The 18881-nt window shown below is 62.7% G+C and carries 23 protein-coding genes; 14 read left to right on the top strand and 9 right to left on the bottom strand.

The window, feature by feature from the left end:
* Positions 1 to 97 precede the first annotated feature (97 nt).
* From recF to rpsT, 4 genes are all read right to left on the bottom strand, one after another.
* A complete protein-coding gene (gene recF / locus ACI3KW_RS18740; RefSeq protein ID WP_404849349.1) occupies positions 98 to 1207 on the bottom strand; it encodes a DNA replication/repair protein RecF in 1110 nt (369 codons plus the stop codon).
* A 187-nt stretch (positions 1208 to 1394) separates the two neighbouring features.
* A complete protein-coding gene (gene dnaN, locus ACI3KW_RS18735; RefSeq protein ID WP_404849348.1) occupies positions 1395 to 2516 on the bottom strand; it encodes a DNA polymerase III subunit beta in 1122 nt (373 codons plus the stop codon).
* Positions 2517 to 2831: 315 nt separating this feature from the next.
* A complete protein-coding gene (gene dnaA / locus ACI3KW_RS18730; protein ID WP_404849347.1) occupies positions 2832 to 4283 on the bottom strand; it encodes a chromosomal replication initiator protein DnaA in 1452 nt (483 codons plus the stop codon).
* A gap of 921 nt (positions 4284 to 5204) precedes the next feature.
* Complete coding sequence (rpsT, locus tag ACI3KW_RS18725) at positions 5205 to 5468, bottom strand: 30S ribosomal protein S20 (protein ID WP_113121929.1); 264 nt, start codon at positions 5466 to 5468, stop codon at positions 5205 to 5207.
* Between the two features lie 290 nt (positions 5469 to 5758).
* Between rpsT and ACI3KW_RS18720 the strand changes: the two genes are divergently transcribed.
* On the top strand, positions 5759 to 6001 hold the full coding sequence (locus ACI3KW_RS18720; protein WP_404849346.1) for a hypothetical protein: 243 nt from the start codon (positions 5759 to 5761) through the stop codon (positions 5999 to 6001).
* A 173-nt stretch (positions 6002 to 6174) separates the two neighbouring features.
* Here ACI3KW_RS18720 and mutM read toward each other — a convergent pair whose 3' ends face one another.
* Positions 6175 to 7062, bottom strand: a complete 888-nt coding sequence (mutM, locus tag ACI3KW_RS18715) for a bifunctional DNA-formamidopyrimidine glycosylase/DNA-(apurinic or apyrimidinic site) lyase (protein WP_404849345.1) — start codon at positions 7060 to 7062, stop codon at positions 6175 to 6177.
* Positions 7063 to 7121: 59 nt separating this feature from the next.
* On the opposite strand from mutM, the gene ubiE reads away from it, so the two are divergent.
* The 6 genes from ubiE to ACI3KW_RS18685 all read left to right on the top strand — a co-directional run bounded on the left by ubiE (position 7122) and on the right by ACI3KW_RS18685 (position 12232).
* The gene (ubiE, locus tag ACI3KW_RS18710; protein WP_404849344.1) at positions 7122 to 7925 is read left to right on the top strand and encodes a bifunctional demethylmenaquinone methyltransferase/2-methoxy-6-polyprenyl-1,4-benzoquinol methylase UbiE; all 804 of its coding nucleotides are present in this window, start codon (positions 7122 to 7124) and stop codon (positions 7923 to 7925) included.
* Positions 7926 to 8106: 181 nt separating this feature from the next.
* The gene (ubiB, locus tag ACI3KW_RS18705) at positions 8107 to 9651 is read left to right on the top strand and encodes a 2-polyprenylphenol 6-hydroxylase (RefSeq protein WP_404849343.1); all 1545 of its coding nucleotides are present in this window, start codon (positions 8107 to 8109) and stop codon (positions 9649 to 9651) included.
* 55 nt (positions 9652 to 9706) lie between these two features.
* The gene (locus ACI3KW_RS18700) at positions 9707 to 10309 is read left to right on the top strand and encodes a hypothetical protein (RefSeq protein ID WP_404849342.1); all 603 of its coding nucleotides are present in this window, start codon (positions 9707 to 9709) and stop codon (positions 10307 to 10309) included.
* Positions 10310 to 10352: 43 nt separating this feature from the next.
* Positions 10353 to 10823 carry a dUTP diphosphatase gene (gene dut / locus ACI3KW_RS18695; protein ID WP_113121924.1) on the top strand — a complete coding sequence of 157 codons (471 nt, stop codon included), beginning with the start codon at positions 10353 to 10355 and terminating at the stop codon, positions 10821 to 10823.
* On the top strand, positions 10768 to 11517 hold the full coding sequence (locus ACI3KW_RS18690) for a DUF2259 domain-containing protein (RefSeq protein ID WP_404849341.1): 750 nt from the start codon (positions 10768 to 10770) through the stop codon (positions 11515 to 11517). Before dut ends, ACI3KW_RS18690 begins: the two co-directional genes overlap by 56 nt.
* A gap of 1 nt (position 11518) precedes the next feature.
* A complete protein-coding gene (locus ACI3KW_RS18685) occupies positions 11519 to 12232 on the top strand; it encodes a HesA/MoeB/ThiF family protein (protein ID WP_404849340.1) in 714 nt (237 codons plus the stop codon).
* A gap of 113 nt (positions 12233 to 12345) precedes the next feature.
* On the opposite strand, the gene fabB is transcribed toward ACI3KW_RS18685, so the two are convergent.
* On the bottom strand, positions 12346 to 13572 hold the full coding sequence (gene fabB, locus ACI3KW_RS18680; protein WP_404849339.1) for a beta-ketoacyl-ACP synthase I: 1227 nt from the start codon (positions 13570 to 13572) through the stop codon (positions 12346 to 12348).
* Between the two features lie 89 nt (positions 13573 to 13661).
* Positions 13662 to 14192, bottom strand: coding sequence for a 3-hydroxyacyl-[acyl-carrier-protein] dehydratase FabA (gene fabA / locus ACI3KW_RS18675; RefSeq protein WP_113121920.1), 531 nt, complete (start codon positions 14190 to 14192; stop codon positions 13662 to 13664).
* 186 nt (positions 14193 to 14378) lie between these two features.
* Here fabA and irrA point away from each other — a divergent pair, with 186 nt between their 5' ends.
* From irrA to ACI3KW_RS18655, 4 genes are all read left to right on the top strand, one after another.
* Positions 14379 to 14822, top strand: a complete 444-nt coding sequence (gene irrA / locus ACI3KW_RS18670) for an iron response transcriptional regulator IrrA (RefSeq protein WP_113121919.1) — start codon at positions 14379 to 14381, stop codon at positions 14820 to 14822.
* A 65-nt stretch (positions 14823 to 14887) separates the two neighbouring features.
* Positions 14888 to 15148, top strand: coding sequence for an AbrB/MazE/SpoVT family DNA-binding domain-containing protein (locus ACI3KW_RS18665; RefSeq protein WP_404849338.1), 261 nt, complete (start codon positions 14888 to 14890; stop codon positions 15146 to 15148).
* Positions 15142 to 15492, top strand: a complete 351-nt coding sequence (locus ACI3KW_RS18660) for a type II toxin-antitoxin system PemK/MazF family toxin (RefSeq protein ID WP_404849337.1) — start codon at positions 15142 to 15144, stop codon at positions 15490 to 15492. The genes ACI3KW_RS18665 and ACI3KW_RS18660 overlap by 7 nt, the downstream gene beginning before the upstream one ends.
* 74 nt (positions 15493 to 15566) lie before the next feature.
* On the top strand, positions 15567 to 16244 hold the full coding sequence (locus ACI3KW_RS18655; RefSeq protein WP_404849336.1) for a class I SAM-dependent methyltransferase: 678 nt from the start codon (positions 15567 to 15569) through the stop codon (positions 16242 to 16244).
* A gap of 6 nt (positions 16245 to 16250) precedes the next feature.
* Here ACI3KW_RS18655 and ACI3KW_RS18650 read toward each other — a convergent pair whose 3' ends face one another.
* Entirely contained in the window at positions 16251 to 16502 is a 252-nt protein-coding gene (locus ACI3KW_RS18650; protein WP_404849335.1) for a BrnA antitoxin family protein, read from the bottom strand.
* Positions 16483 to 16758, bottom strand: a complete 276-nt coding sequence (locus tag ACI3KW_RS18645; protein ID WP_404849334.1) for a BrnT family toxin — start codon at positions 16756 to 16758, stop codon at positions 16483 to 16485. The genes ACI3KW_RS18650 and ACI3KW_RS18645 overlap by 20 nt, the downstream gene beginning before the upstream one ends.
* A gap of 171 nt (positions 16759 to 16929) precedes the next feature.
* Between ACI3KW_RS18645 and ACI3KW_RS18640 the strand changes: the two genes are divergently transcribed.
* Genes ACI3KW_RS18640 through ACI3KW_RS18630 form a run of 3 tightly spaced genes read left to right on the top strand, consistent with a single transcriptional unit; the run spans position 16930 to position 18881 of the window.
* Positions 16930 to 17766: an arylamine N-acetyltransferase gene (locus ACI3KW_RS18640; RefSeq protein ID WP_404849333.1), complete on the top strand. Its 837-nt coding sequence runs from the start codon at positions 16930 to 16932 to the stop codon at positions 17764 to 17766.
* Positions 17767 to 18363 carry a YdeI family protein gene (locus ACI3KW_RS18635; protein ID WP_404849332.1) on the top strand — a complete coding sequence of 199 codons (597 nt, stop codon included), beginning with the start codon at positions 17767 to 17769 and terminating at the stop codon, positions 18361 to 18363. It begins immediately after the preceding gene.
* Positions 18360 to 18881: a DUF1697 domain-containing protein gene (locus ACI3KW_RS18630; RefSeq protein ID WP_404849331.1), complete on the top strand. Its 522-nt coding sequence runs from the start codon at positions 18360 to 18362 to the stop codon at positions 18879 to 18881. The genes ACI3KW_RS18635 and ACI3KW_RS18630 overlap by 4 nt, the downstream gene beginning before the upstream one ends.

Below are 18881 nucleotides of genomic sequence, written 5' to 3'. Positions count from 1 at the left end.
TTTGACCGGGGATGACGCTGGATTTCCCGGCCGGAATTCCGGCCATCGGGCGATCCGCGTTTTAATCACCCGGGTGGGAGCATCGGTGGCGCCAACTTCAATCCTTGTAGAGCCGTCCGTCGCGCACCGTGATGGTTTGGGCGCGGGGGCCCAGGGCCTCGAACAGGAGCCGGTCAGTGCCGGTGAGGAAGCATTGCGTCCCGAGCCCATCGAGGGCGGAAAACAAGGCCCGGCGACGGTCCGGATCGAGATGGGCGGCGATTTCATCGAGCAGCAGGAATGGCGTAATCGCGGTGCGCAATTTGACCAATCTGGCATGGGCCAGGATCAGTCCGATCAGCAAGGCTTTCTGCTCGCCGGTCGAGCCTAAAGCAGCCGGCATGCCCTTTTGGGCATAGGTCACTTCCAGATCGACACGGTGTGGACCAGATATGGTGCGTCCGGCGGCGCGATCAAGGGCGCGCGAGCCCTGCCAGGTGACGATCAGCGCCGTTTCGAGCGCTGCCGAAGAGCTGGGCTCCGCCTCGTTTTCAAACAATGGCGTCAGCGCCAGATGGGCGGCGGGAAAACTCGAGTCATCCAGGCTTTGTTCGATCAGCGCCTGCAAATGCGTGAGGCTATCGGTGCGCGCCAGGTGGATGGAGGCGCCGAGTTCTGCCAGTTGGACTTCGATGGCTGAGAGCCAACGCGCGTCCCCGCCCTCTTCGAGCAGGCGATTGCGCTGGCGCATGGCCTTGTCATAGTCGGAGACCGAAGAGGAATGGCTGGGGATGAGCGTGGTGACCAGACGATCCAAAAAGCGGCGGCGGTCGCTGGCGGGGCCGGAGAAGAGGCCATCCATCGCCGGGGTGAGCCATAGCACGCGCAGATAATCGCTCATCGCCTCGATGGAGCGGGCATTGGCGCCATTGATACGCACGCGGCGGCCGCCATCGGGCGTGGCGCCGGTGCCGATATCGGCGGGGCCATCATCGGTCTCGACCGTTGCCGCCACCGCCCAGCCGATGTCGCTGCCCTGGGCCTGCACGGTGTCGAAGCTGGCCCGGCGCAGGCCGCGGCCGGGCGACAGCAGGCTCACCGCTTCGAGCAGATTGGTCTTGCCGGCGCCATTGGGGCCGGTGAGGACCAGATGGCGGTCGTCCAGGTCCAAAGCCGCCGCCGTATAATTGCGGAAGGCGGTGAGGCGGAGGCGGGAGAGGTGGCGCATGGTTAGCCTTGCACCGAGCTATCCCTCTCCCCTTGTGGGAGAGGGTGGATCGCGCAAAGCGCGAGACGGGTGAGGGGGTGCGATGCCGGCAAGGAACCCCTCATCCCAACCGAAATTCGCCTTTGCGAATTCGGTGGCCCTTCGGGCACCTTCTCCCACAAGGGGAGAAGGAAGGAGGGTTTCAACTCTAGACCCGCATCGGCATCAGGACATACAGCGCCTTGGTCTCGCCTTCGTCCTTGACCAGCGTGGGGGAGCCGGCGTCGTTGAACATGAAGATGGCACTTTCGCTGCGGATCTGCCCGATAATGTCGAGCAGGTAGCGCGCGTTGAAGCCGATCTCGAAACCATCAGTGTCGAATTCGACGGCCAGTTCTTCGCTGGCCGTGCCGTGGTCGGGATTGGTCACCGAGAGTTCGAGCAGGCCATCCTTGGCGGACAGCTTGACGGCCTTGCCGCCGCGATCGGACGCAATGGTCGAGACACGGTCGACAGCGGTGGCGAAGCTCGCCCGGTCGACATTCATCTGCTTGTCGTTGTTCTTGGGGGTCACCCGATCATAATCGGGGAATGTGCCTTCGATGAGCTTGCTCAGCAGCACGACCGGGCCGACGGTGAAGCGGATCTTGGTGTCGGAGACTTCGACCTTGACCTCGCCTTCGGCGCCGTCGAGGAGTTTCTGGACTTCGCCGACGGTCTTTTTCGGCACGATAATGCCGGGCATGCCCTTGGCGCCGGCAGGGGCTTCGATTTCGGCGCGGGCCATGCGGTGGCCATCGGTGGCGACAGCGCGCAGCACGGTGCCCGTGGCTGAATTTTCGACGGCATGGAAATAGATGCCGTTGAGGTAATAGCGCGTCTCCTCATTGGAGATGGCGAATTGGGTGCGCTCGATCAGCTCGCGCAGGGCCGAGGCGGCGATGGCGAATTCATGGCCGAAGCTGCCTGATTTTAGATCCGGGAAGCTATCGGGGGAGAGGCATGCCAGATTGAAGCGCGAGCGGCCGGAGGTGAGCACCATGTTCTCGCCGCCATCGGTCTCAAGGCGCACTTCGGCGCCATCGGACAGCTTGCGCACGATTTCATAGAGCGTGTGCGCGGGCACTGTGGTGGTGCCTTGGGTGGAGACCATGGCCGGCACGGCCTCGGTCACTTCGATATCGAGATCGGTGGCGCGCAGCTCCACCCGGTCCTCGCTGGCCTTGAACAGCACGTTGGCGAGAATGGGGTAGGTATTACGCCGCTCGACCACGCGATGCACATGGCTCAGCGACTTGAGCAGATGATTGCGTTCGAGCGTGACTTTCATTGACGATCAATCCTTGGCACTACGCGAGCCGCCCTTGGGAGCGACAAAAAACCCCGGCAAGCCGGGGTTGGACATTTACAATTTGTGACCGCAAAGGCAAGGGCAGCGGGTGGTTTGCCGCAGGGATTCCACAAAGAGAGATTTTTTGCTCCCTTCCTTCTCCCCTGGTGGGAGAAGGTGCCCCGCAGGGGCGGATGAGGGGGTTAGCGCTCTCAACCAGCGGCAAAGCATAGGAGGGCGCAGCACCCCTCACCCGGATCATTCTGCTGAACGCAGAATGATCGTCCCTCTCCCACAAGGAGAGAGGGGTAAAACCTATTCCTCGAGCATGCGCTTCAAGAGTTCGATTTCCTGGGCCAGTTCGATGTCGTCCTTGATCATCGATTCCACCTTGCGGACCGAATGGAGCACCGTGGTGTGATCGCGTCCGCCGAAGCGGCGGCCGATTTCGGGGAGCGAGCGGCTTGTCAGCGCCTTGGCGAGGAACATGGCGATCTGGCGCGGGCGGACCACGTCGCGGCTGCGGCGGGCCGAGAGCAATTCATTGCGCGGCACTTTGTAGTGGCGCGAGACGATCTTGAGGATGTCCTCGATGCGGACGCGCTTGGCGTCGCGGGCGCGGATCAGGTCGGCCAGGGTCTTTTCGGCCAAGGGCACGGTGATCAATTCACCGGTCAGCTGATTGGCGGCGACGAGGCGATTGACCGCACCATCGAGATCGCGGCCATGGCTGACCACGGCGCGCGAGACATAATCGATGACCGGGGTGGGGAAATGCATGCCGTAGCGGGCACTGGCCTGGTCGGCGCGGCGCTGCACGATGGCGCGGCGCAATTCCATGTCAAAGCCGGTGATCGGCACGACGAGGCCACCCGAGAGGCGCGAGCGGATGCGCTCGTCGATCATTTCCAGATCCCGCGGCGGCGCATCACCGGCCACCACGACCTGCTTGGCGCCGGTGAGCAGCGTGCCCAGCGTATGGCCGAATTCGGTGGCGGATTTGCCCTGCAGGAATTGCATGTCATCGATCAACAGCAGATCGACCCGGCGCAGCCATTCCTTGAAGCCGAGCGCGGACTGGCGCTGCACGGCGGTGATGAAATGGTACATGAAATGGTCGGCGGTCAGATAGACGATGTTCTTGGATGCATCGGCCGACTGCACGGCATGGGCGATGGCGTTGAGCAGGTGGGATTTGCCCAGGCCGACCGTGGAATGAATATAGACCGGATTGAAGGTCACCGAATTGTTGGCGGCGGCGTGGGCGATCTGCTTGGCGACGCCGAAGGCCATTTCATTGGCCGCGCCGGGCACGAAAGTCTCGAAGGTCATGCGCTGATCAATGGCGCTGCCGGCCAGGGCATCGCCCTTGGATGCGCTATTGTCGCGCACCAGCCGCGGCGTGGCGGGCATCTGGGGCGCAGCGGCGACAGCAGCGGGGGCAGTCGCATCGCTGCTGGGCGCGATCTCGGCGGCGGGAGCCAGCTTCTTGGTGGCCTGGCCATTGACGCGCAGGGTTACCTGCAGCCGGGTGACAACATCGACGTCCTGGCGGAAGGATTCAATGATGCGGTCGGCATAATTGGACTGCACCCAGGAGCACAGGAACCGCGTGGGCGCCGACAGATGCACCAGATCGTCGACGATTTCCTCCAGCTCAAGCCGGGCAAACCAGGAGGTGAACACATCTTCGCCAACACCGGCCTTGAGGCGGGCGCGCACCCGGTTGAAGAGGTCGCGCTGTGCTTCGGAGCCGGATGTGATCATGACAGACATTTCGCCTTTAGGTGTCGGAGTGGTGGAGGACGGCTGGGGACTTCCCCAATCATCCTTTCCGGCGGTCTGCATCATCATCGTGAGTGCCCCATGTGCTGTTGTTTCGACCGGTCCGCAAAGCCCGGCCAAGTGACTGTCCAAGCCGGGTAGCGAAAGCGCCGGCCCCTTGGTTCTTCGTTCTCGCCACCCCGCTTGGACTTGCCCGTCCAATTGGCCATAGCTTCGCCGGGGCGCCCGATGACCCGGACGCAAAACTCCAGCCCCGATGGGAACGCCACCGTTAGCCTGCATTACTCTTTGACGTGAAGCCGGACCGAAACGGCCGGCGCTCTACTGAACCCAATTTGCCCGGATTACCGGAAAAACCGCCCCGGCATTGCTGCCGAAACGCGCCCAAAACAAACGCCCCGAATATGACCCCATCCGCTCGCTGAGAAGGTCCTTGATGGCCCCCGTTTTCGAGCTGACCAGGCCATAGTAGTGGGTCGATTTTAGGGGGGCAATGCCCCTTTTCCGAAAATGGGGGCTTGACTCTGACTATGTCTTTTCCGCCACCCGGCCCCGGTAAAACCTGGCTCCGGCAAGGCTCTGTGACTCCATGCAGATTCTTGTCACAAGGGCTGCGACTTAACCAAAATTATATTTCCATAAACCACGGCCTGGAGTGGTTCCAACGGCTTCGTGACAATTGCAAAAACCCCGGATGGGCTCACAAATCCTTGCGCGCGCTGAGCATTTTGCAAGGATGGGTGAAACGACCGTTATGTCGCAATCGCGTCATCCCGATGACATCAAACCGTCAAGGCGGAAAATCCTTGCCGCGATTCCGGCAGACGGAAGGGCAAAGAAAATGGGCCCCCGAGGGAGCCCATCATCATCCTGCCGCAGCCACGCTGCGCAGGGCTCAACCGATCAGGCGAGAGCCTTGACGCGGTGATTGAGGCGGCTGACCTTGCGGGCCGCCAGATTGGCATGAACGATGCCCTTGGTGGCTGCACGGTGAATTTCGGGCTCGGCAGCCTTGAGGGCAGCAAAGGCCACGGCATGATCGCCGGCCACGATGGCTTCTTCAACCTTGCGGATGAAGGTGCGGACGCGCGAGCGGCGCGACTTGTTGACCGCGGTGCGGGCTTCGATCTTGCGGGTAGCCTTTTTGGCTGACGGCGTATTGGCCATAACGGTCCTCTTGGCGTCCAACCGGCCGAAGGCGCCTTGGCAGCGCACCGTCCGGGATGAAATGAAAGCGGCGGCCTTACGTCAAGCCGCCAAGTGGGGCGGTCTATAGGGGAAAGGGGGGGAAGCGTCAACTGGATTCAGGGGGCGCATGGGGATGCATGCTTGCCATGTTGGACGCGAATACTAGCACAGCCACCCGCCTCGCCAAGTGTCACCCGGGTTGGATAGATGTGTGCCCCCCGCCGGAACGAAGCGTGCGGCATCCCGTTTGCACTATCGAGGAGGCAGCGATGGCAACCACCACGCTTATTGGCGCCCTGCTTGTGGCGGCTGGTCTGATCTATATGGCATTGGCGGCGATCTTTCGCGGTCGGATGACTGACCCGCATGCCTCAGCCAACGACCCCGCCGGTCGGACGCTGGAGCCGCGCCGCCGCGGCATGGGCTTTCTTGGCCTCAAGGCCAATTGGCCGGGCCTGCTCATCGCCGCGATCGGCGTGATTTTGCTGCTTATTCCCGCTGTGCCGAGCTAATTGACAGGTTCCGCAAGGGCCAAACACGCGGTGTCACCCCGGCGCAGGCCGGGGCCCATCCTGAGAGGGGTGGGCTCTTTCATAGACCTTGCGGCTGCGGGGCGATCTCGGGATGGGTCCCGGCCTGCGCCGGGATGACACCGGGGGTGGGATGGATCGGGCTCACCCCAGGCTTATGCCTTCTTCTGGCACACCGGACAAAAGAACGTGGACCGGCCCGATTGGACGATGCGCTGGATCGTGCCCGTACAGAGCGGGGTGGGGCAGGGCTCGCCTTCCCGGTCATAGACGGCAAAGCGGTGCTGGAAATAGCCCGAGCCGCCTTCGGCATTGCGGAAATCGCGTAGCGTCGAGCCGCCCACTTCGATGGCTTCGATCAGCACCTGGCGTACGGCATGGGCGAGGTCGTCCAGCACCAGCTTGGGCTTGCCCTTGGCGGTGACCAGCGTGCCCGCGAGCACGGTAGGCAGGATATGGGCGCGGTGCAGGGCTTCGGCGACATAGATATTGCCTAGCCCCGCCACGACGCGCTGATCGAGCAGGGCGGCCTTGATCGGGGTCTTCTTGCCGGTGAATTTCTCGGCCATTTCATCGGCGTTGAAATCATTGCCCAAGGGCTCTGGCCCCAGACCCTTGAGATAGGGGCTGTCCTCGACATGATCATAGAGATCGACAAAACCGAAGCGGCGCGGATCGGCATAGATGAGGTGGGATTTGCCATGCTTGGGATGGGAAATGTCCCAGACCATATGGTCGTGCTTGGGCGTGGGTTCGACTTCATGATAGCGCGGCGGCTTGTCGATGCCATGTTCGGCAAAGCGATAGCTGCCGGTCATGCCCAGATGGCTGAGGACCGTCTTGCCATTGGAGAGCCCGATCAGCAGATATTTGGCGCGGCGGCCCACCGAAACTATTTTTTGGCCCTCAAGGGCCGACTGCAAATCCTTGGGGAAGGGGAAGCGCAGGTCGGGGCGGTTGAGCGTGACCTTGTCGATGGTGGCGCCCTCGATCCAGGGCTCAAGACCACGCCGGACAGTTTCGACCTCGGGCAGTTCGGGCATCTCAACCTCGTGTCCACTGTGCCGCTTTGCGCAATTGGCAAAGCATGGAACGCTTCTATATGGTGCGCGCGAAACGCAAAAGAGAAGCGAGCAATGCCATGAATGGTGCGCGTGAAACCACCCATTTCGGCGAACAGACCGTGGCGCTCGAAGACAAGCAGGGCCTGGTCAACAAGGTCTTTCACGACGTGGCCGACCGCTACGATCTGATGAACGACCTGATGAGCGGGGGCATTCACCGCATTTGGAAGGATGCCATGGTGGCCGATCTCGCCCCGCCCAAGACCGGTTCGCGCCCCTATAAGGTGCTCGACATGGCGGGCGGCACGGGGGACGTGGCAGAGCGCATCATCAATGCCTCGGTGGGCTATGCCGAGGTCGTGGTCTCCGACATCAATTCGGACATGCTGCGGGTGGGCGCCGAGCGGGCCAAGGCCTGGCGCTTTCCGGCCCAGGCCAGTTTCGTCGAGGCCAATGCCGAAGAGCTGCCGTTTCCCGACAACAGTTTTGACGCCTATACGATCGCCTTCGGCATCCGCAATGTGCCGCGCATCCAACAGGCGCTGGGCGAGGCGCATCGCGTGCTCAAGCGCGGCGGGCGCATTCTGGTGCTCGAATTTTCCCAGGTCGATGTGCCCGGGCTCGACAGTCTCTACAATGCCTTTTCCGACCGGGTGATCCCGCCCATGGGCAAGATGGTCACCGGAGACGGTCAGCCCTATCAATATCTCGTCGAATCGATCCGCAAATTCCCCAGCCCGCCAATGTTCTCGGGGATGCTGGCGCAGGCCGGGTTCAAGCGGGTGAAACACACGCCCTATACCGGCAATATCGCGGCGCTGTTTTCCGGGTGGAAGATTTGAACCCGATGTTGCAGTTCGCCCGTATCGGCCAAACCCACAATGTCATCCCCGCGGAAGCGGGGACCTCTATTTGCTTGGGGAGCCCCCTAAACGGAGGTTCCCGCTTTCGCGGGAACGACACCGTGATTGGATTGAGCATCATGGTCGTACTGCACCTCTCCCCCAAAGGGAGAGGTGAAGCATGCTGATCTCCGCCTATTACCGGCTGGCGCGGGCCGGCTATGTGCTGGCGCGCGAGGGGGCGCTGTCGATTGTTTCGGCCAAGGACCTGCCGGGGCCGCTGAAGCTCGGGATTTTTCTGGGGCGGCTAATCGAGCGGCCCAGCGTGCGCAAGACCGGGCATGTCGAGCGGCTGAACAAGGCGCTGAACCTGCTGGGGCCGACCTATGTCAAATTCGGCCAGACGCTGGCGACGCGGCCCGATGTGGTGGGGCCGCAGATCGCCAATGATCTGGCGGGCCTGCAGGACAAGATGGACCCGTTCGATGCCGCGCTGGTGCCGGCCATCCTCAGCGAGGCGCTGGAAAGCAAGGCGGCGGAGCTGACTGAACTTAGCCCGCCCATTGCTGCGGCCTCCATTGCCCAGGTGCACAAGGCGCGGCTGGTGCCGGCCAATGGGCTGCCCAGGACCGTGGCCGTCAAGATCCTGCGGCCCGGCGTGGCGCAGCGCTTCATGGCCGATATCGAGAGCTATTATGCCGGCGCGGCTTTGGCCGAACGCTTCGTGCGCTCGACCAAGCGCCTCAAGCCGACCCAAGTGGTGGAAACGCTGGACCGCTCGGCCCGGCTGGAACTCGACCTGCGGCTCGAAGCCGCCGCCATTTCGGAAATGGCCGAGAATATCAAGGACGATACCGGCTTCGTCATCCCGACCGTCAGCTGGGATCATGTGGCGCAGAATGTGCTGACCACGACCTGGGTCGATGGTATTCCGATTCGCGATCATGCCGCGCTCGATGCGGCGGGGGTGGATCGCAAGGCGCTGGCGGCCAAGGTGCTGCAGAGCTTTCTGCGCCATGCCATTCGCGACGGCTTTTTCCATGCCGATATGCATCCGGGGAACCTCTTTGCCGATCCGCGCAGTGGCGACGTGATCGCGGTGGATTTCGGCATTATGGGCCGCATCAACCGCCGCGAACGCCGGTTTCTCGCCGATATCCTTTATGGCTTCATCACCCGCAATTATCGGCTGGTGGCCGAACGCCATTTCGATATCGGCTATGTGCCCAAGGACCAGTCGGTCGACGATTTTGCGCTGGCCATCCGCTCCATCGGCGAGCCGCTGCATGGCCGCACGGCGCAGGACATTTCCATGGCGCGGGTGCTCGGACAACTCTTTGTCATCACCGACCTGTTCAACATGCAGACCCGGCCCGAACTGGTGCTGCTGCAAAAATCCATGGTGCTGGTGGAGGGCGTCGCGCGGGCGCTCGACCCGTCGCTGGACATCTGGACCGTGGCCGAGCCGGTGGTCGGTGATTGGCTGCGCAAGGAAGAGGGCCCGCTCGGCCGGGTGCAGGATATCAGGGATCAGCTCGGCATTTTTGCCGAGGCCGCGCAGCGCGTGCCGGTCATTCTGGGGCAGGCCGAGCTGGCGCTGAACGATTATCACGCCAATAAGCGCCCGCCCGATCGGCTGACGCGCTGGGCCCTATTGCTGGTGGCGGCGGCGGGCACGATTTTCTTTGCCGTGGCCACGGTGCGCGTGCTGCTCTCGACCTCCTGACTTGCCCTCCCCGATAGCGGTCCCTAGATTGCCGGCACTTTTCAAGAGGACGATCATGGCCGCCCAAATGCTTGCCAAGCTCGCCGCCATGGTCGGGCTGGGCCTGATGCTCACCGGCTGTATCGACGCCAAGGTGGATATCGCGCTGACCAGCCCGACCACGGCCAAGGCCAGCCTCACCCAGGTCATGGCGGCCGATTTCTATGCCATGCTCAAGATGAATTCGGGCCCTGCCGGCAGCAAGGACGATGACCGCTTCTGCACCAGCGGCAAGCTCACCGAAAACCCGGATGGCAGCGCCACCTGTCTGGTCGATCAGGAAGGGCGTTTTGCCAGCCTCGACCTCGGCGAAGTGGAAGCGCCGGTGCATTTCCGCAGCGCCGGGCGTGGGCTGGTGCGTATCTCGGTTTCAACCACCGAGATGAAGACCGAAGTGGATATGGGCGAGGAACTGGATGCCGAGACCAAGCAGATGCTCGACGCCTTCTTTGCCAAGCGCACCATCACCCTGCGCTTTTCCGGCCTCGCCGTTACCGAGACCAATATGAAACGCTCTCCCGATGGCTCGTCCGCCGAAATGGTCATTCCCATTCTCGACCTGATCGATGGCACCGCCGTGCTGCCCGACGAAATCTATGCCGTGGTGCGCGCGCCATGAATGTTCCGATTGGCTTGCGCTTTTTCAAAGACGGAGTGCAGTGATGGCTGAGGCCCCATTTTCCATCGGTCTGGTCTGGCTGGCCCATGGCGAGGGCCTGCCCTTGCCGGCGCGGCAGAGCGCGGGGGCGGCGGGAATGGACCTTGTCGCGGCCTTGCCCCAGGGCGACACTCTGGTGCTGGCGCCCGGCAAGCGGGCCCTGGTGCCCTGCGGCTTTGCCATGGCCCTGCCCGAGGGCTACGAGGCGCAGGTGCGGCCGCGCTCCGGCCTCGCGGTCAAGTTCGGCATTACCGTGCTCAATGCGCCCGGGACAATCGATGCCGATTATCGCGGTGAGGTCATGGTACCCCTGATCAACCTGGGCGAAGATGATTTCGCGGTGCGGCGCGGCGACCGCATCGCCCAGATGGTGGTCGCGCCGGTCAGCGACGTGCGGTTCAGGCTTGAGGAGACGCTGGATGAAACGGAACGCGGCGCCAAGGGATTTGGCTCGACTGGCCGGAGCGTGGGCTAGCGCCCTGCTGATGCTGCTGGCCGTGCCGGCCTGGGCTGGTGATCGGGCGGGCATCGACTTCATCGGCTTTTCCGAGGATGGCGGTTTTTTTGCCTTTGAGGAATTCGGCATCCAGGATGGCTCGGGCTTTGCCTATGCCAATCTCTACGTCATCGACACGGCCAAGGACGCCTGGGTCAAGGACACCCCGGTCCGCATCCGGGTGGATGACGAGACCACGACCCTTGCCGAAGTCCGGCAACGGGCGCAACAGCAGGCCAAGCCGGTGCTGGATCGGCTGGGCATCGATGGGGCGGTCGAAGTACTGGCGCTCAATGGCGATGGCGCGCTGGATAGCAATCCGGGCGAGTTGAGTTTCGGCCTGCCCGGCTATGGCCGCGACGAGCCGCGCGGCGATTATCGGCTGAGCCTCGCCAGCCATATCGTCACCTCCCCGCTGCCCTGCGCCGACTGGTTCAGCATGCCGCCCCTGGGCTATCAGCTGACATTGAGCGAGGGTGAGAACACGCGGCTGGTGCATGACGAGACCAGCATTCCCGAATCGCGCGGCTGTGCGCAGGAATACCGGCTCTATGCGGTGCTGCAGCCCTTCTGGGCGCAACAGATCGACAAGGCCGTGGCCATTGTCGCTGTCTATCCCGGTGGCTTTGAAGGCCCCGACCGGCGCTTCATCGCCGTGCCGCTGGGCGACTAGCATGGTGTTTTCCCCCGAGGAGAGCCGCCGCTACGCCCGCCACCTGGTGCTCAAGGGCATGGGCGGGGGCGGCCAGCAGGCATTGCAACGGGCCCGCGTGCTGGTGGTGGGCGCCGGCGGGCTGGGCAGCCCGGTGATCGCTTACCTCGCGGGAGCGGGCGTCGGGGCGCTGGGCATTGTCGATCACGACAGCGTCTCGCTCTCCAATCTGCAGCGACAGGTGATCCACACTACCGCCGGCATCGGCACCGGCAAGGTCGCGAGCGCCGCCGCTTTTGCCACGGCGCTCAATCCGCATGCCGGCATCGTGCCCCATGCCGAGCGGGTGGATGGCAGCAATGTCGACCGGCTGGTGGGCGCCTATGACCTGGTGCTCGACGGCACTGATAATCTGGTCACAAGACGCCTCGTCGCGGCAGCAGCCGAGCGCCTGGGCAAGCCGCTGGTCTCCGGCGCCGTCTCGATGTTTGACGGCCAGGTCACGGTCTTCGCCCCCGGTGGACCGGGTTTTACCGCGCTCTATCCGGATGACGCCAGCGACGATGACCTGCCATCATGCGAGGCCACCGGCATATTGGGGCCGCTGACCGGGGTGATCGGCACGCTGATGGCCATGGAAGCCATCAAGCTGATTACCGGCATCGGTACGCCGCTGATCGGGCGGGTGTTGACCTACGATGGCAAGGACGCCCGGTTTTCGGAGTTTTCGTATTAGGCCGGTGCCACGACCTCGTCCTTCGACAGGCTCAGGATGAGGTCTACTCGGAATATCGCGGTCTAGAAAGTAGACCTCATGGTGAGCTTGTCGAACCACGAGGTCGTGCCTCCTCAAGCATCAATATGCTTGAACACCAGCGCGGCATTGGTGCCGCCGAAACCGAATGAATTGCTCAACACCACGCCCAGGTCCACATCGTCGCGGCGCTGGCGCAGGATGGGCATGTCTTCGAAGGCCGGGTCGAGATTTTCGATATTGGCACTGGCCGCGATGAAACGATGCTTCATCATCAGGATCGAATAGATCGCTTCATGCACGCCGGTGGCGCCCTGGCTGTGGCCGGTCAGCGATTTGGTCGCCGAGATAGGCGGGCATTTGCCGGCATCGCCGAACACGGCGCGGATGGCCTCGATTTCCTTGAGGTCGCCCACCGGGGTCGAGGTGGCGTGCGGATTGATATAGTCGACCTTGGGGCCGACATTTTTCAGCGCCATCTGCATGCAGCGCGCCGCGCCCTCGCCCGAGGGGGCGACCATGTCGAGGCCGTCCGAGGTCGCGCCATAGCCGACCAGTTCCGCCCAGATCCTGGCGCCGCGCGCCTTGGCGTGTTCATATTCCTCGAGCACCAGCACCCCGGCGCCGCCCGAAATGACGAAGCCATCGCGCGCCACGTCATAGCAGCGCGAGGCCTTTTCCGGCGTGTCGTTGAAATTGGAGCTCATGGCGCCCATGGCGTCGAACAGGTTGGACAGCGTCCAGTCGAGGTCTTCATGGCCGCCGGCAAACACCACATCCTGCTTGCCCAGCATGATCTGTTCCATGCCATTGCCGATGCAATGCTTGGACGTCGCGCAGGCCGCGGTGATGGAATAATTGACGCCCTTGATGCCGAACGCGGTGGCCAATGTGGCCGAGGCGGTCGAGCCCATGGCCTTGGGCACCGCCAAGGGCCCGATGCGCTTGGGGCTGGTATTCTTGCGGGTCGTGTCGGCGGCCTCGACAATGGTGCGGGTGGAGGAGCCGCCCGAGCCCATGACAATGCCGGTCATGGGGTTGGAAATGTCGCTCTCTTCAAGCCCCGCATCGGCAATGGCCTGCTGCATGGCCAGATAGTTCCAGGCGGCGCCGCGGCCCATGAAGCGGGTGACACGGCGGTCGAGCAATTCGAACGGATCGAGGCGCGGATCGCCCTTGACCTGGCTGCGGAAGCCCAGTTCGGCCTGGTCCTCGGCAAAGACAATGCCGGGCTTGGCGGCCTTTAGGCTGGCGGTGACCTCGTCCAGGCTATTGCCGATCGAGGAAATGATACCCATGCCGGTGACGACAACTCGTCTCATTGCAACCTCGCTCCGTCAAGTTCGGGGCGCCCTTAAGCTGGGCGCTTCGTATCGGTTTTCAAGTGAGGCGGATTGTCCGCCCCAGGCTATCAGGCGCCCTTCTGGTCCTTGAGCTGGCTATCGCTGAACAGGCCCACCCGCAGGTCCTTGGCCTCATAGATCACCTTGCCGTCGGCCTTGACCCAGCCATCGGCAATGCCCAGCGTCAGACGAGAGCGCATGACGCGCTTGATGTCGATACCGTACTCGACCAATTTGACATCATCGGTCACTTGACCGGTAAACTTAATTTCACCGCCAAGGGCGCGACCCTTGCCGGGCTGGCCGATCCAGCCGAGGAAAAAGCCGGTCATCTGCCACACGGCATCGAGCCCCAGGCATCCCGGCATCACCGGATCGCCGATGAAATGGCATTTGAAGAACCACAGGTCCGGATTGACGTCGAGCTCGGCCCGTACCTGGCCCTTGCCATAGGCGCCCCCGGTCTCGTCGATCTGGGTGATGCGGTCGAACATCAGCATGGGCGGGGCCGGCAGGCGGGCATCCATCTGGCCCGGCAATTCGCCGCGGCCATGCGCCAAAAGCTCTTCATACCCAAATGCACTCTGCCGATCGGCCATCAAAAGTCCCTCGGTTAACCCTAGGGCACGTCTCGTATAGAGGGCGGCCCGGAGGGTCAATAGAGCCGCCATACCGCCTTTGGCCGCACCATTGCCCCTGCGGCGCCTGTGACGCTTGTGCGAAAAAGCCGCCATAGCTATAAGGAGCTTAGGTTTTCCGGCCCTTTGGTGAAGTAAAAGGACCCAATGTCAGATCGTACCCAGACCGCCCGGTCCGTTCCCTCGCGCAAGCCCTGCCTTACGGCCGTGTTGCGCATGGCCGGTCTCCGTCCGACCCGGCAGCGCGTGGCGCTGGCCGAATTGCTGTTCGGCGGTCCGCACCGCCATGTCAGCGCCGAGCAATTGCATGACGAGGCGAGCCAGTCCCGCGTCAATGTTTCGCTCGCTACCATCTACAATACGCTGCACCAGTTTCACGAAGCGGGCCTGTTGCGCGAGGTGGCGGTGGATGCCTCGCGCTCCTATTTCGATACCGACACCTCCGACCACCACCACTTCTATGTGGAAGACGAGCAGCGGATGATCGACATCCCCGCCAGCTCCGTCGAATTCGCCGCCCTCCCCGACGCCCCCAAGGGCATGAAGGTGAGCCATGTCGACGTGGTCATCCGCGTGCGCAAGGCGCAGTAGTTTGGCCATCTTGTAGCAAGCGGTCGCATAAGTTATATTCTGATATAACTTATGAGGTTGCTGCCATGACTGCTGCAAAGCTGCGCAAGGTCGGCGGTTCGGCCATGCTGGCAATTCCGCCCGAAATGCTGGAAACGATGAGCGTCAAGATCGGCGCGGTCTTCGATATCACCGTGGAAGACGGCGCGCTGATCGCCAAGCCTGCCAAGCCCAAATACTCGCTGCAGCAATTGCTGGCCGAGGAAAAGGCCGCAGGTATCGATGCGCTGGCCGAAGCCGACCGCGACTGGCTGGACGCTCCGCCCGCGGGGCGTGAGACTTGGTAAGAAAGCAGATCCCCGAGCGCGGCGAGATTTATCATCTCGATCTTCGCCCTTCCTCCGGCCGCGAGCAGACCGGCAAGCATTATGTGCTGATCCTCACCACGCGCGACTATAATGCGACCCACCTGCCCTATGTCGCCCCGATCACCACGATCGGCAATGCCTCGCGCTTCGGCGGCACCTATGTCAGCCTTTCGGGGGCGGGAACCTCGGTGACCGGCGTTATCCAGCTCGATCAGGTCAAGGCCGTCGATCTGGTGGCCCGCAGTGCCAGCAAGACGGGCGAGGCCGCGCCGTCCCACATTATTGAAGATGTGCTGGCCCGACTGGCCGCGATCTTTGAATAGGGGTGACCACCGGTCTTGTTAACGCTCCGACGCTCACGTAACATTGTAAGTTACATTTGACGGAGCCGTGCAAGATGAAGCCGAACGCCTTTGATGGCCACGCCACCAGCGCCTATGCCGAGGGGCCGCCGCGGCAGGTGCCGGGTTTTGCGAGCCTGCACCGCATGGTGGCGCTGCTGCTGGCGGAGCGGGTTCCGGCAGATGGACGCGTGCTGGTGCTGGGTGCAGGTGGCGGGCTGGAACTGAAGGCACTGGCCGAGGCGCAGCCGGGTTGGTCGTTCCTCGGCGTCGATCCCTCGGCCGATATGCTGGCATTGGCGAGACAGGCCATCGAGCCGCATGCCGGCCGCATGCAATTGCACCATGGCTATATCGAGGGCGCCCCGGATGGAGAATGCGACGGCGCCACGTGTCTCCTCACCTTCCATTTCATTCCGCGCGAAGAGCGGCTGGCGACGCTCCGCCAAATTCGCCGCCGCCTGAAGCCCGGCGCACCTCTCCTATTGGCCCATATCAGCTTCCCCCAAAGCGAGCCGGAGCGCAGCCAATGGATCGCTCGCCACGTCGCCTATTCGGCCGCTCCGGGGACTGACCCGGCTCAGTTGGCGAGCGCCAGGCAGGCCATCGGCACCCGGCTCACGATTTTGGCACCGGATGAAGAAGAAGCCATGTTGCGCGAGGCGGGGTTTGCAGAGGTGAGTCTGTTCTATGCCGGGCTCAGTTTCAAAGGCTGGGTGGCCTATGCCGGCTGACCCACCCTATTTCCGCAGGGTCTTGGCATAGGATTCCAGCACGGCGTTCATGCGGGTCTGGTAGCCCTTGCCGGTGGCCTTATAGGCTTCGAGAACTGACTTCTTGACGCGCAGTGTCACCTGCTGCGTGCCGTCCGGCTCAACCAATTGGGCATTGGCCCAGAATTGATCATCCAGTTCGGGGATGTCGCTATAGTCGATCTGCTCGTCGCGGCGCTTGGCCAGTTCGGCCAGGCGTTTATCGGAGATGGCTGTCATAAACTGTCCTTTCCCGCTGGTTGGCTAGTCGTGCTGAGATGATGCGAGTGGTGCCATTACGGTCGGTATGCACCACCGTGACCGCCACGATTCCGCTTATCAGGCCGATGCTCACAATTCTGGTCTCGCCATAGTCGAAACGGGTATCGACCCAGGAAAAGACCGGACCGGCGAAAATCAGCTGCGCTTCCTCAAAGCTGATACCGTGCTTGAGCCGGTTGGCGCGGTTCTTGGCCTCGTCCCATTCATATGGCATGTAATGTATCTACTATTGTAGTTACAATCAAGGTCGGGCGCATTATTTACCTGCGTTTGAAAACAATAGCAATGCCATGGCTGGGGCAGGAAAGCCTGCGAGCCAGAGTGACAAAGCCCACCTTCATCGCCCATATTGCGCCGGCGACGGAAACAGCCTCAAGGGTGGCCGATGAGCCAAAAGGTCAATCTCAACGCCTATTTCGAGCGAATCGGATTTGCCGGATCGATTGCGCCCAGCCTGGCGACACTGGAATTGCTGCATGCGCTGCACCCCGCGGCCATACCTTTTGAAAATCTGAGCCCGCTGCTCGGCCTGCCGGTGGCGCTGGACCAGCAGAGCCTGGAGAAGAAGCTGCTCGGCGAAAAGCGGGGCGGCTATTGCTTCGAGCACAATCTGCTGTTCAAGCGCATGCTGGCTGAGCTCGACTATCCCGTGCGCGGGCTGGCTGCGAAGGTGTTGTGGGGCGAGCCCGAGGCGATCAAGGACCGGCCCGACCACATGCTGGTCGCCGTCGATATCAACGGCGCCACCTATATTGCCGATGTCGGCTTTGGCGGGCTGACGCTGACCGCGCCGCTGCGGCTGCGCGCCGATGTGGAGCAACAGACCCCGCACGAAACCTATCGCCTCACCGGGGGCGAGCCGGACTGGCGGCTCGAGGTGAAACTGGGGGACGAATGGCGCGTGCTCTATAGCTTCACCACGCAGGAATGGGCCGATGCGGATTACGAACCGCTCAACGCAGTGATCGCGGGGGATCCGGTTTCGCCCTTCACCAGGCAATTGCGGGTGGCATTGTCGCCCAAGGGGCAGCGCATCAGCCTGTTCAACAATCGCCTGACCATCGAGCCGCTCGAGGGTGAGCCCGAGCAGCGATTGCTGACCAGTGTCGTGGAAATGCGCGACGTGCTGAGCGATATTTTTGGCATCGCCCTGCCGGTGGCCGATCTGCTCGATCCCAGGCTCGAAGTCATATTGGCGGATGCCGGCGTGGCGGAGGTCTAGATGGCGCCCGTCGTCGTCGATCCCGACAAGGTCATGGAATTTGCTGACAAGGACGCTTTTTATGACTGGCTGAAAGCCAACCACGACAAAGCGGACGAGGTGTGGATCCGCATCTTCAAGAAGGCCAGCGGCACCCCCTCGATCGACGCGGTGCAGGCGATCGACGTCGTGCTGTGCTGGGGCTGGATCGACGCCATCCGCAAGGGCTGGGACGATGTATCCTTCGTGCAGCGCTACACTCGTCGCGGCAAGAAGAGCGCCTGGAGCGATATCAACAAGGCCAATGTGGCGCGCCTCGTCGAAACCGGCAAAATGACGGAGCACGGGCTCAAACATGTGGAACTCGCCAAGGCCGATGGCCGCTGGGATGCGAGCTATCGCACCAGTATGGACCCGCCGGAAGACCTGCTATCGGCGATCGAGGCCAGCCCCGCGGCAATGGCGTTTTACCGCACGCTGAGCGCGCAGAACCGCTTCGCCCTGATCTTCCGGGTGATCTCCCTGAAGACGCCGGCGGCCCGGGCCCGCAAGATCGCGGGCTTCGTCGCCATGCTGGAACGAGGCGAAACCGTCTATCCGCAAAAGGCCAAGCCGTGAGCCGCCATGTGGCGCTGCTGCGCGGCGTCAATCTGGGCAAGCGGCAGGTCAAATCAGCCGAATTGATCGCCGCATTCGAGGCGATGGGCTTTGCCAATGTCAAAACGCTATTGGCCAGCGGCAATGTGCTGTTCGATGGCGAGGCGCCTGAGCGCGGCAGAATCGAGGCGGCACTGGAACGCCATTTCGGCTTCGAGGTCGGCACCGTGCTGCGCAGCCAGGCGGAGATGCGGGCGCTGGTGGCGCGCGATCCGTTCAAGGGCCGCCTCGAGGATGCCGATACCAAGCTTTATGTGACCTTTCTGGCCGAGCCCGATGCGCGCACCCTGCCCATGCCCTGCGGCATTGCCGGCGATTTCGAGGTGGTGGACCTGACCGAGCGGGAAGTGTTCATGCTGGCCTTCCGCCTGCCCAATGGGCGATTTGGCCTCGGCATGGATCAGGTCAGCAAACATTTTGGCAGCAAGCGGCTCTGGACCTCGCGCAATTTCAATACCGTGCTAAAAGCCGCCGCATAA

The sequence above is a fragment of the Devosia sp. ZW T5_3 genome (assembly GCF_044987315.1).
Lineage (GTDB): Bacteria > Pseudomonadota > Alphaproteobacteria > Rhizobiales > Devosiaceae > Devosia.
The sequence above is the reverse complement of the archived record's forward strand: the minus strand, read 5'-3'. Positions and strand labels throughout refer to the sequence as shown.